The sequence below is a fragment of the Streptomyces sp. NPDC054786 genome, assembly GCF_053611685.1.
The window spans coordinates 103,840-120,253 of sequence record NZ_JBSHAW010000021.1; the positions used below are offsets into that span (position 1 = coordinate 103,840).

The 16,414-nt window shown below is 68.2% G+C and carries 14 protein-coding genes; 5 read left to right on the forward strand and 9 right to left on the reverse strand.

The window, feature by feature from the left end:
• Positions 1-66 precede the first annotated feature (66 nt).
• From ACWGI6_RS19195 to ACWGI6_RS19215, 5 genes are all read left to right on the forward strand, one after another.
• Positions 67-1,341, forward strand: a complete 1,275-nt coding sequence (locus ACWGI6_RS19195) for a class I adenylate-forming enzyme family protein (protein ID WP_453268603.1) — start codon at positions 67-69, stop codon at positions 1,339-1,341.
• 29 nt (positions 1,342-1,370) lie between these two features.
• Positions 1,371-2,096 (forward strand): thioesterase II family protein, encoded by a 726-nt coding sequence (locus tag ACWGI6_RS19200; protein WP_453268604.1) that lies wholly within the window; start codon positions 1,371-1,373, stop codon positions 2,094-2,096.
• Entirely contained in the window at positions 2,093-3,142 is a 1,050-nt protein-coding gene (locus ACWGI6_RS19205) for an aldo/keto reductase (protein WP_453268605.1), read from the forward strand. Before ACWGI6_RS19200 ends, ACWGI6_RS19205 begins: the two co-directional genes overlap by 4 nt.
• Before the next feature lies 1 nt (position 3,143).
• Positions 3,144-3,950 (forward strand): AfsA-related hotdog domain-containing protein, encoded by an 807-nt coding sequence (locus tag ACWGI6_RS19210; protein WP_453268606.1) that lies wholly within the window; start codon positions 3,144-3,146, stop codon positions 3,948-3,950.
• A 154-nt stretch (positions 3,951-4,104) separates the two neighbouring features.
• Positions 4,105-5,553, forward strand: a complete 1,449-nt coding sequence (locus tag ACWGI6_RS19215) for a cytochrome P450 (RefSeq protein ID WP_453268607.1) — start codon at positions 4,105-4,107, stop codon at positions 5,551-5,553.
• A gap of 55 nt (positions 5,554-5,608) precedes the next feature.
• On the opposite strand, the gene ACWGI6_RS19220 is transcribed toward ACWGI6_RS19215, so the two are convergent.
• The 9 genes from ACWGI6_RS19220 to ACWGI6_RS19260 are packed head-to-tail and all read right to left on the reverse strand — an operon-like array spanning position 5,609 to position 16,410.
• Positions 5,609-6,994, reverse strand: a complete 1,386-nt coding sequence (locus ACWGI6_RS19220; RefSeq protein ID WP_453268608.1) for a M20/M25/M40 family metallo-hydrolase — start codon at positions 6,992-6,994, stop codon at positions 5,609-5,611.
• Between the two features lie 49 nt (positions 6,995-7,043).
• A complete protein-coding gene (locus ACWGI6_RS19225; RefSeq protein ID WP_453268609.1) occupies positions 7,044-8,231 on the reverse strand; it encodes an aminotransferase class I/II-fold pyridoxal phosphate-dependent enzyme in 1,188 nt (395 codons plus the stop codon).
• Positions 8,232-8,234: 3 nt separating this feature from the next.
• The gene (locus ACWGI6_RS19230; protein ID WP_453268610.1) at positions 8,235-9,065 is read right to left on the reverse strand and encodes a 2,3,4,5-tetrahydropyridine-2,6-dicarboxylate N-succinyltransferase; all 831 of its coding nucleotides are present in this window, start codon (positions 9,063-9,065) and stop codon (positions 8,235-8,237) included.
• A complete protein-coding gene (locus tag ACWGI6_RS19235) occupies positions 9,062-10,348 on the reverse strand; it encodes a diaminopimelate decarboxylase (RefSeq protein ID WP_453268611.1) in 1,287 nt (428 codons plus the stop codon). Before ACWGI6_RS19235 ends, ACWGI6_RS19230 begins: the two co-directional genes overlap by 4 nt.
• 21 nt (positions 10,349-10,369) lie before the next feature.
• A complete protein-coding gene (locus tag ACWGI6_RS19240) occupies positions 10,370-11,065 on the reverse strand; it encodes a class I SAM-dependent methyltransferase (protein ID WP_453268612.1) in 696 nt (231 codons plus the stop codon).
• A 9-nt stretch (positions 11,066-11,074) separates the two neighbouring features.
• The gene (locus ACWGI6_RS19245; protein ID WP_453268613.1) at positions 11,075-12,457 is read right to left on the reverse strand and encodes a hypothetical protein; all 1,383 of its coding nucleotides are present in this window, start codon (positions 12,455-12,457) and stop codon (positions 11,075-11,077) included.
• 58 nt (positions 12,458-12,515) lie between these two features.
• A complete protein-coding gene (locus ACWGI6_RS19250; RefSeq protein WP_453268614.1) occupies positions 12,516-13,838 on the reverse strand; it encodes an ATP-grasp domain-containing protein in 1,323 nt (440 codons plus the stop codon).
• On the reverse strand, positions 13,772-14,806 hold the full coding sequence (locus ACWGI6_RS19255) for a DMT family transporter (RefSeq protein WP_453268615.1): 1,035 nt from the start codon (positions 14,804-14,806) through the stop codon (positions 13,772-13,774). Before ACWGI6_RS19255 ends, ACWGI6_RS19250 begins: the two co-directional genes overlap by 67 nt.
• Complete coding sequence (locus ACWGI6_RS19260) at positions 14,803-16,410, reverse strand: GMC family oxidoreductase (RefSeq protein ID WP_453268616.1); 1,608 nt, start codon at positions 16,408-16,410, stop codon at positions 14,803-14,805. Before ACWGI6_RS19260 ends, ACWGI6_RS19255 begins: the two co-directional genes overlap by 4 nt.
• Positions 16,411-16,414: the final 4 nt, after the last annotated feature.

The window sequence follows — 16,414 nt, forward strand, 5'->3', positions numbered from 1 at the left end:
ACCACCGACCTCAGCCGCCCGGAAGGTGCCGACGCCGGCCCGGCCTTCGACGATGTCCTCGCCGACTTGCAGCGGCTGAAGCTCGCCGAGGGAACCCCTGTGGTCATCGCCCTGTCCAACGGCGCGCACCTGCTCAAGCAGTACTTCGCCGTACTGCTGAACGGCTGTGTCCCCCTGGCCGTGTCACCCTCCACCTCGTCCGCGCGGATCACCGCCCTCGCCGGGCACCTGAAGGCCGGCGCCCTGATCGCCGCCCGTATCGACCCCAACCGCTACGGCGCGAGCTTGGTGCACCAGGTCGGTGCACAGCAGGCCGTCAGCCTGTCCATGGGAGGCCCGCAGGGCGCCTACCGGGCGGGCGAGGTGATGATGCTGACCTCGGGCACCTCCGGGATGTTCAGTGCGTGCCTGCACCGGGTGGACTCCCTGCTGCGCAACGCCCGCCGGCACAGCGCGGCGGTCGGTGTCGGCGCCGATGACCGGCTGCTGATCAGCCTGCCGCTGTACTACTCGTACGCGATCGTCGCGCAGGCCATGACCGCGCTGGTGACGGGCGCCGGGCTGGTGATCTCCGGCCCGCCCTTCAACCCGGCCGCCTACCGCGCGACCATCGAGCGCCACGGCATCACCTCCTCCTCCATCACCCCGACCATCGCGCGGCAGCTGCTGGAGATCGGCGACGCGCTCCCCGCCCCGCTGCGTTCCCTGGCGGTCGGCGGTGACCGGATCACCCCCGAGCAGGTGTCCGGCCTGCTCGAACTCAACCCCGGCGGCGAGCTGTATCTCACGTACGGGCTCACCGAAGCCGGCCCGCGGGTGGCCACCTTGGCGGCCCACCGCGAGCCGGTGCACCGCCACACATCGGTCGGGCTGCCGATGGACGGCGTCACCGTTAGCCTGCGCAACACCGATGCCGACGGTGTCGGGGAACTGGTCGTGGCCACCGACACCGCGCTGCTGCGCAAGATCGGCCCCTCGGCGCGCCAGCCCCTCCTGGGCCAGGGGCTGGTGGCCACCGGCGACCTCTTCAAGCGCGACGCGGACGGCTACCTCTACTACCAAGGGCGGCTGTCGGACTTCGTCGTGATCCGCGGCGAGAAGGTGTCCCTCTACTCGATACGCCAGGCCGCACAGACGATCCCCGGCGTCGCACGCTGTGTGCCCAGGGTCGGCCAGGACGACGACGGCGAGAACTGCATCGATCTGGAGATCCACGCGCCCGAGCCCGTACTGGTCACCGAAGCGATGGTCCACGATGCCCTGCGCCCCCTGCTGATGCGCAGCGAACGCCCCCGGCACGTCACGGTTGTTCCCCTCGCGGCGACCGCTCAGCACAAGTGACCGCACAGATGCGAGAGAGGAACGGCACCGTGCCGAACACACCACGCACCCAACTCTTCTGCGTGCCCCACGCCGGAGGCTCGGCCGGAGTCTTCCGCCCCTGGCAGCGCAGCTTCCCCAACGACATCGAGGTGATTCCGCTGGAGCCCGCAGGCCGCGGAGTGCGCCGTGGCGAGGAGTTCTTCACCGACCTTCCGGCCGCCGCCGCCGATCTGTCGGCCACTTTGCTGGACCGTCTGGAGGGCGATGACTTCGTCATCCTCGGCCACTGCATGGGGGCGCTGCTGGCGTACGAGATGGTCTGCCACCTTGAGCGTCACCAGCTGAAGACCCCGCGGATCCTGATCGTCTCCGGCCGTAACCCTCCGCACCTCCAGACCGCCTGGGGCAAGCGGGTGGCGGGGCTGCCCGACGACGAACTCTTCGCGGAGCTCTCTTCCGTGGGGGGCGTCCCGAAGGGGCTGAGCCGCGCCATGGCCGAGGGCTTCCTGCACATCATCCGCAACGACCAGCGCATCGTGCACGGATACCTACCGGCGCAGCCCGTACACCGCATCACCACTGCGGTGCATGTCCTGGCAGGCCGCGAGGACGAGATGACTCAGGCGGACCAGCTGCCCGGCTGGTCCGGCTACACCACCGGCCCGGTCGAGGTCGAGTACCTGACCGGCGGCCACTATTTCCTCTACGACTGGCCGGAGCACGTCGCCTCGCGCGTGGCCGGTTCGACGGCGCCGGGGGTCGCCACCGTATGAAGTACCGCTATCTCGGCACCACAGGTGTGCGCGTCAGCCAACTGTGCCTCGGCACGCTGATGTTCGGGTCCTGGGGCGGCAACAGCGCCGATGACTCCATCCGGATCATCGAACGGGCGATGGGCGCAGGCATCAATTACCTCGACACCGCGGACTCCTACTCGCGCGGTGAATCCGAGGAGGTCGTGGGAAAGGCACTCGCCCAGTCCGGCAAACGCGACCGCGTCGTGCTGGCGACCAAGTGCCACGCCCCGATGGGCGCCGACCCCAACTCCCGGGGAAATAGCCGCCGTTGGATTCACCAGGCGGTGGAGAACAGTCTGCGGCGGCTGGGGACCGACTGGATCGACATCTACCAGATGCACCGCCCGGACCCGCACACCGACATCGAAGAGACGCTGGGCGCGCTCACCGATCTCGTACAGGCGGGAAAGATCCGATACCTGGGCAGCTCGACCTTCCCGGCGCATCAGATCGTCGAGGCGCAGTGGGTGGCGGAGCGTCGCCACCGCGAACGCTTCGTCAGCGAGCAGCCGCCGTACTCGCTGCTCGCCCGCGAGATCGAGGCGGATGTGCTGCCGGTGTGCCAGAAGTACGGAATGGGCACGGCGACCTGGAGCCCGCTGGCCGGCGGCTGGCTGACCGGCCTCTACCGCAAGGGGCAGGAGATCGCCCGCACCCGCCGGGCCGGCCGATGGGGCAAGCGGTATGACATGTCGCTGGAGGCGAACCAGCGCAAGCTCGACGCGGTCGAGCAGCTGGCCCTGCTGGCCAAGGACGCCGGGATCACGTTGATCGACCTGGCGCTGGCCTTCGTGACGGAGCACCCGGGCGTGACCTCGGCCATCATCGGGCCACGCACGATGGAGCAGCTCGAAAGCCAGTTGGGTGCCGCGGACATCCGGCTCTCCCAGGACGTGCTCGACCGCATCGACGAGATCGTGCCGCCCGGCCACACACTGAATCCGGAGGACGGCGGGTGGACGGCACCGGAACTGACCGATGCCGCGCTGCGACGCCGTGGCCACCACGCGAGTGGAGCGTGAGATGACCACGAGCGAAGCACACCAGGCTCCGGCCGACCTCAACGACCCGGCGGCCGGGTTCTCCCTGGTCAGCTGGGAGTCGATGGGTGAGCACCGCTTCGAGGTCAGGGCACGCTATACACACGGACGGCAGCCACTGGCCCTTGCCCACGCCGTCCGGCAAAGCGCCCTGCTGGTGGCGCACGAGGCGTACGGCATTCCGCGCGGGCACCACTGCGTCTTCCGGTCGGTGTCGTGCATGATGCCGGCCGACGCTGCCGGACCGCCATCCGCCCTGGAACCGGGGGTGGAGGTGTCGCTGGGTCTGCGCCTGGACCCGGAGCTGCGCCGCGGTCAGCTGGTGGGCGCCAGGTTCCGGGCCGACGTGGTCAACGGCGCGTCGGCGGTCGGCCGGGCCGAGGTCGACTTCGCCTTTCTCTCGCCGGCGGTCTACCGGTTCGTCCGTCGTTCCGCCCGTGACGGAGGCGGAGAGGAAGCCCGCGAGACCGGCGCGGCCGCCCTTGAACTGAAGGTCACCGACGAGCAGTTGACGTTCCGTGGCCTCACGGTCGACCACATCCCCGGCATGGTGCTCGCCGGTGCGGCCCTGGAAGCGGCCGCCCAAGGGCCCGGACCGGTCAGGACCCCAGTGGGCCTCACCGGCACGTTCACCGGCTACACCACCCCTGACGAGCCCTGCGCCTTCTACACCCGCCCTGCCCCCGAGCCGGACGCGGCCGACGGCGGGCAGCAAAGCACCACCGAGGTGTGGGCGGTCCAATCCGGCAGGCGCGTCTTCGAAGGGACCGTCCGCACCCCCCAGAGGTAGGTGAACCCACCCCCTGTCGAGGTTCCACTCGACATCGGCGTGCAGCCGGAGCCCCCGGGACAGGGGGCTCCGGCTCCTGCCGTGGTGTCCCTGGAACAAGGGACAGCGGGCACCACGGAATTCGCGTTAGATCGGGTCGCGGGAGGTCGCACACATGACGAAACGACAGGAAGGTCCGGGCGACACCGAGAATCTGCGTCTTGTCGCGATGGACACCTCGCACTGGTTCGACACGGTGCTCCGATCCTTTCCCCCGCGGGCCGGCGACCTGGCCGCCCCGCCGGCCGGCAGCGGCCTCTTACCGGTGCGCGGGGACCGCGGACTTCCCTTCGTGGGATTCGGCATTCATACGCTGCGCTACGGCCCCGCCTATCAGCTGCGACTTCTGCGCCGTCATGGACCGGTGTCGTGGTGTCAGGCATTCGGCCGGAAGATCGTCATGGTTTCCGGGCCCGACGCCGTACAGGCGGTTCTCGCCAACAAGGACAAGGCATTTGCGACCGGGTGGCCCGATGTCATCGGGCCGTGGTTCGACGGCGGTCTGCTCGCGATGAACGCGCCCGAACACCTCGGGCACCGCAGGCTCCTGCAGGCCGCCGCCTACGCACAAGAGGCACTCGACGGCTACCTCCGGCGCATGGCCGAGGACGCGCACACCGCCCTCGAACGCTGGCCCACGGGCCGGCGTTTCGCGGCCGTCCCCGCTCTCCGCGAGCTGTCGGGGCAGGTCACGACGAGAGCGATCCTCGGTGTGCCGTACGAGCCGGCGGGCCGGCGGATCATGCGCGCCGTCGAGGAGTGCATCCGCGCCGAAACCGCAGCGCTACGCCTCAGGCTCCCCGGCACCCTCTGGCACCGGGCGCACCGGGCGCGCCGGCGGCTCCTGGCCTCCCTCACCCGGGCCGTGCCGGGGTCCGGGGTACGCGAGGGCGACGACTTCCTGTCGGTGCTCAGCCGGGCCGGCGGGGAAGACCAGGGCCGGTTCGATTCCCGGCAGATCGCCGAGCACACCCTGTTCACGCTGATCGCCTCACACGACACCACCGCGGCCGCCACCATTGCGGCGGTCTACTTCCTCGGTCGCCACCCCGAGTGGCAGAAACGGGCGAGAGCGGAATGCCTCACGAACAGGGAAACGCCCCACACCGCGGCGGCCTTGAACCGGCTTGAGACGCTCGATCTGGTCATCAAGGAGAGCATCCGGCTCGTCTCGCCATCGCCCATCAATATGCGGGTCACCGTCAAGGACACCGAGGTCCTGGGCCATTACCTGCCCGCCGGACAACTCGTGTCGGTGTGCACGGCGGTCAATCAGCTCCTCCCCGAACTCTGGCACCGGCCACAGAAGTTCAACCCGGAACGCTTCGCGGAAGGGCGCAACGAGGACCGCGTCCACCGTATGTCATGGGCACCGTTCGGCTCGGGACACCACAAATGCATAGGGATGCATCTCGGCATGCTGAAGGTCAAGGCCACGCTCGACGCACTGCTGCGCGGATTCGAGTGGCGCTTTCCGGACGGTTATGAGGCCCCTTGGCGCTTTACGTCGCTGCCGGCGCCGTCCGACGGGCTGCCCCTCGTGCTCCGGCCGCTGCGAGAGTGACCGGAGCGCGCCGGGCGGCGTCTGCACGGCAGCCAGGAACCGGATCGGACCGGTGTCAGTGAGTGCCGGACAGCAGGGAGTGGAAACAGTCCGCCCCGAATTCGAGGGCGGAGACGGCGAGGCGTTCGTCGGGGCAGTGCAGAAGGTCGCGGTAGACGACATCGGGGTCGTGCCGCAGGGGCATCCAGCCGAAGCACTGGATCCCCAGCCGGCTGCTGAAGAGCCGGGCGTCAGTGGACGCCGTGGTCACCATCGGCAGGGGAATCCCCTCCGGGTCCTTGGACCGGAGCACCGCGGCGAGCCTGTCGTAGAAGGCGTCGAGCCGCGGCGGTGGGCTGGTCTCCCCCTCCACGAAGAGCTCCATGTCGAGATCCGTTCCGACCTGCTGCCGCAGCAGGGTGAGGAAGTCCTCGGTGGTGAATCCGCCGGGGAGGACCCGGCCGTCGAGTTCGAGCGTGATCTCCGTCGGGTGCACATTCGTCCCCGTGCCGCCGTGCAGCACGGTGGCGCTGACGGTGTGCTGCACAAGGGAGCGCAGGTAGCGGGCCGTGGTCTCTTCCAGACCGTCGAGGACACCCGGGTCCGTGGGATCGCTGCGGAAGGCGTCGATGCGCTCCCCCAGGCCCGGGGGCAGGGCGTTGGCCAGCTCCTTCAGCATGCGGTCGACCACCGGGGTCTGCTGTATGCCCAGGCCGCCGCTGGAGAGCGACTCCAACACCCGTCGCAACCTGTTGACGGCACCGTCGTCGGGCGCCACGCGGGAGGCGTGACCGCCCGGCCCCCGCAGGGTCAGCCGCACCCAGCACGTGCGTTTCTCCGCGACCACGACGGGGTGGATACGGGCATGGCGGCCGACTCCGAGCTCGGCCCCTCCGTCCTCCCCGATCGCGTACCGCACGCCGTTGAAGAGCTCCGGATGCCGCTCGACGAGGAAGCGGGCCCCGACGTCACTGCCGGTCTCCTCGTCGGGCACGACGGCAAGGATGACGTCCCCCGCGGGCACCTCACCGCGCGCCTTCATCCGCAGCAGCGCCGCCATCATCATGGCGAGCTGGCCCTTCATGTCGACGGCGCCGCGCCCCCAGAGCTCCCCGTCGACGATCTCCCCCGCGAAGGGCGAGCGGGTCCACTTCTGCCCCTCCACCGGCACCACGTCGACATGCGCGTGAAGGAGCAGCGGCGGTTCGAGGCCCCGTCCGGGTAGCCGGGCGATGAGGTTGGGACGGCGCGGGTCGCGGGCCACGATCCTGGTCTCGATACCGGCCCCGTCGAGCACCCCGCGTATCCATTGGACGCATTCGGCCTCGTCGCCGGGCGGGTTTACCGTGTTGAACCGAATGAGCCGCTGGGCCAGCCACACCGGGGAGTGGCCCTGGGCCGGCGAGCCCCCCGGCCCGGAGGCGTCGGGGGCGCGCTCCGGTGCGGTTTCCGTGATGTGCATTGCTCTCTTCTCCTTGAGCGAGCGGTCCGGTTCGCCGCCCGCGCAGCTGTCAGACCGTTGGTGAAAGCGCCCATGCGTCACGCAGCCTCGTCAGCGCCTGACCCATCCGCGCCTCGTCGTGGACGAGCGCGATCCGTACGTAGGGGGTACCGGGATTCGTTCCGTCCGGGCCGTCGGCGGCGAGGAACCGGCCCGGCATGACGGAGAGGGCCTGTTCGCGCCACAACCGCCTGGCCGCCTCCTGACCGTCCGCGACGGGAAGCCACAGGAAGAATCCCGCTTCGGCGCGGCAGTACCCGGGCACATCCCGCAGGAGTTCGTCGGCGAGCGCCCAGTTCCTCGCCAGCGCCCGCCGGGCGGCGACCACATGCGCGTCGTCCGCCCAGAGGCCGGCCGCGACGGCGTTGACAGGGGCGGCCGCCGACACCCCGCAGGCGCGGTTGAAGCAGGCGTAGGCCGATACGCTCGCGCTGTCGCCGGCGAGGAACCCACTGCGCAATCCGGGCATTCCCGATCTCTTCGACAGGCTGTGGAGTACGACGTGCGGTACCGGCTCCACACTGCCGTCGGACACACAGGACAGATAGCCCGGCGGGGCCGAGGTGTGCCACACGTCCGTGTAGCACTCGTCGACGATGAGCCACGCCCCCGCCGCCGCGGCCAGCTCACTGAGCCGGGCCAGGGAGGCGGAAGGCAGAATCTCCCCCCGGGGATTGCCCGGATTGCACACGATGACGGCCGCCGCCCGGCCGCCCGCCGCGCGTACGGCGGCCTCCACGGGCGACACATCGTCGGGATCGTCCAGCGTGTAGTAGGCGGGGTGCGCCCCCGACGCTTCGGCGGCCGCGCGGTATGTCGGGTAGTACGGGTTGGGCATGACGACGGCGGGAGTGTCCGCCCCGCGGTGACGCCCCACCGCCAGCGTGATCGCCGCCGCGACCGCCTGCTTGGTGCCCGGCGTCGGCTCGAAGCGCACGCCGTCTTCGAGGAGTCGGTCCCGCAGCCGGAACCGGCGCTCCAGCCAGCCGGCGTAGGCGGCCCGCAGCTCGGCCGAACCGCCGAGCTGCGGATAGCGGGTCCAGCCCTCCGGCTCGGCCAGCGGCGCCGTGTCCATCGCGGGGTTCGCCAGCCGGGACTCCCCGAGGTGCAGCTGGACGGGGTCGAGACCGTCCGGTGCGGGTACACCGTCGAGCAGTTCCCGCAGCCTGGCGAACGCACTGCGGACAGGGGTGGTCATCGCTCAGTCCCGCACCAGGTCGTTTAGCGCGGTCTTGCCCCGGGTGCGCTCGTCGGCGTATTTGACGATCACGGCCGCGTACACGGAGATCTCCGGCCGGTTGCGGTCGGTCCGCGCTCCCGCGACGACCACGGCGTTCTCCGGCACCTCGCCGTAGAACACCTCACCGCTCGCCCGGTCCACGATCGCGGTCGAACGTCCCAGGTAGACACCCATGCCGATCACCGCACCGCGCCGGACCCGGACGCCCTCGGCGATCTCGCTCCGTGCGCCGACGAAGACCTCGTCCTCGATCACGACGGGGTCGTCACCGATGGGTTCCAGTACGCCGCCCAGACCGGCGCCGCCCGAGATGTGGCAGCGCTCGCCCACCTGCGCGCAGGATCCCACGGTCGCCCAGGTATCAATCATGGTTCCCGAGCCGATGTGGGCGCCGATGTTGACGAAGGAGGGCATGAGCACGGCGCCGGGCGCCACATGGGCTCCGTACCGGACCACCGCGCCGGGAACGACGCGCACCCGCGCCTTATCGAAATCGCTCTCCTGCCAGTCCTCGAATTTCAGGGGCACCTTGTCGTAGCTCTGCGGCCTACCGGGGCTGGGCTGCGCCGCGGCGTTCCGGTGGGTGAGGAACGACAGCAGAATCAGCTTCTTGACGAAGGTGTCGACCTGCCAGGATCCGTCTACGGGGTGCGCCGCCCGCAGCTCACCGCGGTCGAGAGCCAGCAGGCCGGTCTCGACGTGCGGGGTGAGGGCGCGCACTTCCTCCTCGGTCAGCTCGGCACGCCGCTCGAAGGCGTCCTCGATCAGTTCTCTCGTCTTCGCACTGCTCATTTCGCTCCTTCTGCTTCGTGTGCCGGGTGGGAGCCGCAGCCCCTCACCACGGTCCGCGGCTGCCACCGCGCAGTGGCCAGATAGTCGTCGAAACTCTCGGCGCGCCGGATTTCGACGATGTCTCCGCTCTCGGTCAGGAGGAGTTCCGCCGGCCTGAGTCGCCCGTTGTAGGTGAATCCCATGGCGTGCCCATGGGCACCCGTGTCGTGGATGAGCGCGATATCGCCGACCGCCGGGTCCAGCACGGTGCGGCCGATCGCGAATTTGTCCATGTTCTCGCACAGCGCGCCCACCACATCGACCTCCACCTCCGGCCGGCCGGCGGCGAAAGGAAGGCTGAAATGGTGGTAGGCGCCGTAGAATCCGGGCCGCATCAGGGCTGACATCGAGGCGTCCACGCCGGCCATTTCACGGGCCTTGTGCATGCGGTTGATCACTCTGGTGACGAGAACACCGTGCGGTCCGGTGACATAGCGCCCGCACTCCATCAGAATGCGCGGCCTGCTGTTGCCGAAGCAGCGTCTGCGGGCCTGCACGATCGCATCCGCGTAGGCTCCGAAGTCAAGGGGCTTGTCCTCGGGGCGATAGGGGATGCCGAGGCCGCCGCCGACGTTCACATAGTCGAGCTCGATGCCCGCTTCGGCGGCCACCCGGGCTCCCAGCTCGATCACATCGACCGCGGCCCGGGAGGCGCGTTCCAGGTCCAGCTCATTGGCGCAGATCATGCCGTGAACACCGAAGCGGGTGGCGCCCCTGCGTCGGGCCTCGCGATAGACCTCTACGAGTTCGTCCGCAGGGACGCCGAATTTGGTGTGCGCGGCATCACCCATGAGCGTCGAACCGGCCGCGAGACCGTGCGGCGCGATGCGGAACGACACGGTCTCGGGCAGGTTTTCCACGCGTTCGAAGAACGCCCGGTCGTCGAAGGTGATCAGGGCTCCCACGTCGAGCGCCTGGCGGTACTCGGCCGGGGAGGTGTTGTTCGAGGTGAACACCACGTCGTCCGCGCCCGCTCCCAGCCGTGCCGCCAGTTCGAGCTCGATGGGTGACGCGCAGTCCAGGCCGCTGCCCTGCGCCAGAAGGAGGGACAGTACCGCGGGGTTCGGCAGCGCCTTCACCGCGAAGTACTGGCGGTAGGGCTCGCCCGCGAAGGCTTCCACCATGCCGCGGTAGGTATCCGTGATACCGCGGGCATCGTAGATGTGGAACGGCGTTCCGTACGCTGCGACGATCTCTTCGAGAACCGGCAGCAGCCGGCTGGCGAACTCATCCGATATGGGCACTGCGCTCCCTCTCCTTTCGCCTTACGGGACGCGTACGACGCAGATGGTGCGGTTGCGCAGGCCGCTGATCGGGCGCTGGTAGGGGAAGTAGTAGCTCTCCACTGAGGAGAAGCCGAAGGCTTCCAGGCTCTCCCGGAGGTAGTCCTTGGAGAGGAACCAGAAGTCCTTGACCCGATGGTGCGGTTCAAAAGCGGCCGCGGAGTCGAACGGGGCGTCGTTGGAGAAGACAAGCCGCGTACCCGGCTTCAAGCCGAAGCTCGCCAGCTTTTCCAGTGCCGGACGGAGTTCGTCCTGCGCGTCGAAGAGGTGCCCGAGGAATCCATCGGCGTACACCGCGTCGGTGCCCGCGAGATCCGCCGCGGTGAGTTCGTAGTAGTCGGTGCGGAAGGCGTCCACGCCTTTCGTCCGGGTCAGTTCGACCGCCTCTTCGTTGAAGTCGATCGCGCGGACCGCGCGGCCGAGGTTCGCCAGATCCCCCTCCACGAAGCCGTTGCCGCAGCCGAGCGAGAAGACGCTGGCGTCGTCTTCGGTCAGTGACATCAGTTTGAGCAGCATGTGGGACCGGTACTCGGGCACATACGTCGAGGGGGTCACGGAGTCATTGAATGCCTCACCGCGTTCCCAGATGGCGTAGATGCTCTCCTCGTCCTGGCTGACGGAGCGCTGCGCGGTGTAGTAGTCACGCACCACGCCGAGGTCCTGCTTGGTCTGCATCATCGTTCTCTCCTAAGCGGCAGAAGTGCCCGTGACGTGAATGTGCTCTTGGGTGTACTCGACCGATTTGGACGGCCGTTCGCGAAGCTGGTCGACGCATGCCCGCAGCGGGCTGCCCGTGGCCGGGCCGAAGTTCCGGTGGAATGCGGTCGCGTCGTCGGCCTTGTCCGCGAGCAGGGTCTCGGCGAGCACCCGGGCCAGGGACCGCAGACCGGCCAGGACGGTCTCGGAGGTGCCGACCAGTTGCTGTCCGTCCCGCTCTTCAACGGTCAGCGCACCCAGCTGGACGAAGTAGGACAGCTGTAGGAACATGCCGTCGCTGTCGGGGAAATGGCCGAGGCCGCGATCGACGTAGCGCAGGCATTCCGCCAAGTAGTAGGCCACGACATCGCCGGCTTCCAGACCCAGCTTCTCCGCCCAGACATCGGCGAGGATCAGGATGCCGAAGACATCCGCGGCGACTTCCTGGAGCACGACCGAGGCCCAGCGCCCCTCCTCGTTGAGCCTCTTGTAGTCGGTGACGGGGCGGTGCACGAAGTGGCCCAGTTCGTGGCTGAGGACGCCCAGGATAGGAATGGCCTCGAAACGCCGGTCGGCCGGGTCGAATGTCACGCCGGTTCGGACGTACCGCGCCGCCAGCGGCGCCGAGATGCTTTCCAACAGTGCGCGGTGCGTGTTGCGGAAGTAGAACGTCTTCTTGAACGGGGAGTACTTGACGCCCTCGTCCTCCGGCAGGAAGTAGGCGATGTGTTTGGGGTGGAGATTCCCCTCGCCGGCCATGTGGAAGAGGTTGCTCACGCCGAACGCCGGCAGATCGCCCAGGCGGAGATCGGGGTGGAGCCGGCGCAGATAGCCCTCGACCTCGCCCTTGTCCTCCAGGGCGCGCTCGACGTGGGCCTGGCCGTGCTCGTCCCGACGGCAGGCGAGGGCCGTGGGCAGGCCCCGGACCTCCTTGCCGTACCAGGTCGAGATCTGGCCGGCCACCACCGTGAGATCCTCTTCGAGACCCTTGAGTTCCTCCAGGATCTCGTCGGTGTAGCCGTTCTCGACCGCGTCGGACCGCAGGGTGAGGGCCCGCTTGTCCGCCTCTCCCGGCAGATGCGGAATGATCGCGCGCATGGCCGCGGCGATGGCTCCGGGGTCATTGAAGCGACGCCGGGCCGGGATGCCTATCTCCTTGACCGTCTGCCACTCGGCTTCCACCGCGGACTTCAGCGCGGCGAGACCGCGGAGGAAACCGGGCCCGAGGTCCGGAGTCTGCAGCGCCAGGTCGAGGCATGACACCTCATAGCCGGACACGGGTGGCCAGAAGCTGCCGCGGTACTTGCGGTAGCTGCCGGCCTTGGGAAGGTTGTGGGCGTAGTCGAAGCGATCGACATGGTTTTCTTCAGACACTGAATTCCCCTTCTGAAGAAGCTTTTCCTGATGCTGCTGAATTCGCTTGCAGTTGCGGCTAACCGACCGTGAAGAGCCGCCCCTTGCCCTCCCATTCACGTACGGTCTCGTAGTCACGCTGGAGGACTTCGGTATCGGCATGCGTCATGAAGACAATGCCGGGGCTGGAGAAGAGATCGGTCGTGACGCTGACCGGGTCACCCGGGGACGGCGCCTTCTGTAGCCAGGTCCGGCTACTGAGGGTGGCAAGCAGCTCGGCGTAGCAGGACTCCTTCACCACACCGGCCTGATCGGAGATGAACTGCACCTGCCACAGCGGATACCGGTGGACACGCGAGGTGTCGAGGAAGCCGCTCACATACGACGGGCCCTCGTCGACCAGGTTCGCCAGCAGGTCCAGCATGCTGATGCCGACCGCGTGGTCGGCGGCCGCGCGGTTCAGCCCTCCGGAAAGGCGCCCGGCGCACTCGATGAGCGTCGGACCCACGTCGGTGACCATGAGTTCGGTGTGGTGCGCACCCCACTGAACACCGAGGGCGTCCAGGACGTCATGGACGTAGCCGACGATGTCCTTCATCTCCGGAGTCGTGGGATCCAACAGGACACTGCGGTCGTAAATCGCTCCCGCGCCGGGCACGTTGACCTTTTCCGTGCGCCAGATCTCCGTGATGACATGCCGGTCGTTTCCGCTGATCCCGTTGATGAAGTATTCCTGTCCGGACAGGAACCTCTGGGCGAGCACCGCTTCGTTGCGCTCACCGATCTGGTTGACGGCTCCGTGCAGCCGGTGGAACGCCGCACTCAGTTCGGCCTCGTCCTTGCAGAAGGTGACCGAGTCCGTACCCGCGCTCGCCTGCGGCTTCAAAACCACCGGCCATGCCCCGGAGTTCGCCCAGGAAAGCAGCCCCGCGAAGTCGTGGGCAAGGTAGTGATCCATACTGCGCAGGCCCGCCGCCTTGAGGCGGTTGTGCATCTCGTACTTGTCACGGAGGGCGTTGCTGCGATCCGGGGCGTTTCCCGGAACTCCGAGCTCTGCCGCGAGGAGACTTGCGACGATGACGCCGCTCTCCGTGCCGGGAACCACCGCGGACGGGCTGTGCCCGGCCAGTTCACGAGCGAGGCCGACGACATCGCCCGCATAGCTGAAACGGCCGATGTATGCGTCCGGGTCGAACGTCTCACGATAGTAGTCAGGAATGTCGGGGAGCGCGGACACATGAATGCACTGCCAGCCGCGTTCCGCCATGACCCGTGGAATCTGTGAGCCTGATGAGTACCCATCAACGACGACCAGCACTTTGGGTGATGCCATAGTCATGCGAGATTTCCCTTGTGGGTGATGCGTGTTCCGAAAACCGTGAATACTGCCACCACGGCACATCCGACCGCCGAAAGAGCGGACCAGTGCATTCGTGCGTCAAACCCTTGGAACACGTAGGTCAAAATGGGGGCCAGCGCCAGGAGCGCCGCGACGGTGAACGGCTCCGAAAGGATGATTCCGCGCTGTAGCGGCCAGAGCGGGGCGATGACACCGAGTACGGTCGCCACCGCGAGCAGACCGGCCTGTGACGCCCCGTCGACCGCCAGGCCGGGGCCACTGAGGGCAAGCCCGGCAGCGATGACGAGCAGCAGGTAGAAACGGTGCGTCATGATCCTGGTGGCGCTCCACGCGCGGTCGGCCAACTGCTTGGTCGCCACGGTGTTCAGCGCCTGTGAGACACCGCCCACCGTCGAGGCGAGCAGCCCGATAACGGAGGCCGTCACGCTGATCTGAGCGAGTCCGGACTTTCCCATCAGCGAGGCCCAGGCCAGCATTCCGGCGCCGAACAGCACGCCGGCGGCCGGCACATACACCCGTTTGGGGAAGCGTCGCTTCCGCAGAAAACGTTCCAGCACGATGGTGACGAGCGGGCCGAGCCCGCCCATCATTGCGCTCACGATGGCCGGCTCGATGAAGTGCAGGGCGTAGAAATAGCCGATCCAGTTGAAGGCGGTGGTGCCGTTCAGGATCAGCAGCGGCAGCGCCGAACCCCGTTCGATCTTCAGTGCAGCGAGCCCGTTCCGCGCGACCAGCACGATACCGAAGAACACCGCACTGACGAAGAAGCTCCAGAACAAGAACGTGAACGGATGCATGCTCTGTAGCAGATTCCCCGAGAACACCGCATTGGCATTCGCCAGTACCAGGAAGGCCGAGACATAAGCGATACCCGCCCGGGCAGGACCTCGGACTTCCGGCGAGCCGGGTGTTTCCACCCCCGCATGCCGGGTGCCCGTGGCGTTCGCCGGGGCGCCTCCTGCCGAAGGAACCGCGCCTTCCCGGTGATCCATCTGCGCGTCACTAGTCACGCGGCGCGCCCCTCGCGGTGGTCCTCCAGAACCATGGCCGCGCCCTTTTCGCCGATCATCAGGCTCGCGGCATTGGTGTTGCCCGAGACCATGGCCGGCATGACCGAGGCGTCGATGACGCGCAGCCCCTGCACACCGCGTACGCGCAGCCGCTGGTCCACCACGGCGCCTTCATCGCTGCCCATGCGGCATGTGCCGACGGGGTGATAAGAGGTGTCACCGTGCTCACGCGCGTACGCGAGGATCTCCTCATCGGTCTGGACATCACGCCCCGGCACCAGTTCGTACTCGCGGTACGGATCGAGGCCCGGGCTCTCGATGATCTTCCGGGCGATGCGCATGCCCGCTACCAGCTTGGTGCGGTCGAGCTCCGAGTCGAAGAAGCGTGGCCGGATGGCGGGTGCGGTCAACGGGTCGCGCGACCGGATGTGGATGGATCCCTTGGACTCCGGGCGCAACGGGTAGACGCCCAAGGTCATTCCGGGGGAGGTGTCCAGCCGCCGGCTCGATCCTTCTCCGTAACTGGCCGGTGCGAAGTGGAACTGCAAGTCCGGACGGGTCTCCTCCTCCGAGGACCGGACGAAGCCGTGCGCCAGGGCGATGGGCAGGCTGAGCAGCCCGTGCCGGTCGCGTGCGTACCTGGCGACCTCGCGGACGAGGCCGAACCCGCGGGAACGCTCGTTGAAGGTGATCGGCTGCCGCACCCGCCAGCGCAGCCGGGCGGCGAAGTGATCCTGGAAGTTCTCGCCGACGCCGGGCAGATGGTGCACGAGGGGCACCCCGCTGTCGGCGAGTACGCTTGCCGAGCCGATCCCGGAGAGCTCCAGCAGCTGCGGGGACTGCACGGCACCGGCGCTGACGATCACGTCATGACGACTGGTTGCCTGCTGCGTCCGGCCACCATGGCGGAAGTCGACACCGATGCAGCGCTTGCCCTCGAAGCGGAGTCGGCCGACGTGCGCCTCCGTGAGCAGCGTCAGATTCTTTCGCTGGCGCGCCGCCCTCAGATATGTGCCGGCTGCCGAGGAGCGGCGCCCGTACCGGTGGTTGACCTGGTAGTAGCCAAAACCTTCCTGGTCACCGGAGTTGTAGTCAGGGTTCTGCGGGTAGCCGGCCTTCACGGCTGCCTTGAGGAAGGCGTCGCACAGTTCGTCCCGGTCACGCGGAAGGCCGATCGAGATCAGACCGTCGCGGCCGCGGCTGTCACCGCCGACCCCGGCCGCCTCCAGGCTCTTGAAGTAGGGCAGAACATCGGCCCAGGCCCAGCCCGCGTTGCCGAGCGCCGCCCAGTCGTCGTAGTCCTCTTTCTGGCCGCGCACATAGAGCATGCCGTTGATGGAATTGGACCCGCCCAGGAGACGGCCGCGAGGAATCCGCACACTGCGGCCCTCGATCGTCGGGTCGGCGTCGGTCTCGAAGCACCAGTCGTACTTCGGGTTCCCCATGAGGACCGTCTCGGCGGCCGGAATGGAGAGCAGCGGGCTGTGCCGTTCGCGGCCCGATTCGAGCAGCAGCACGCTGATCGACGGATCCTCGGTCAGCCGGCCGGCCAGCACACAGCCCGCGGCGCCGGCACCTGCGATGATGTAGTCGTATGTCTTCATAAAC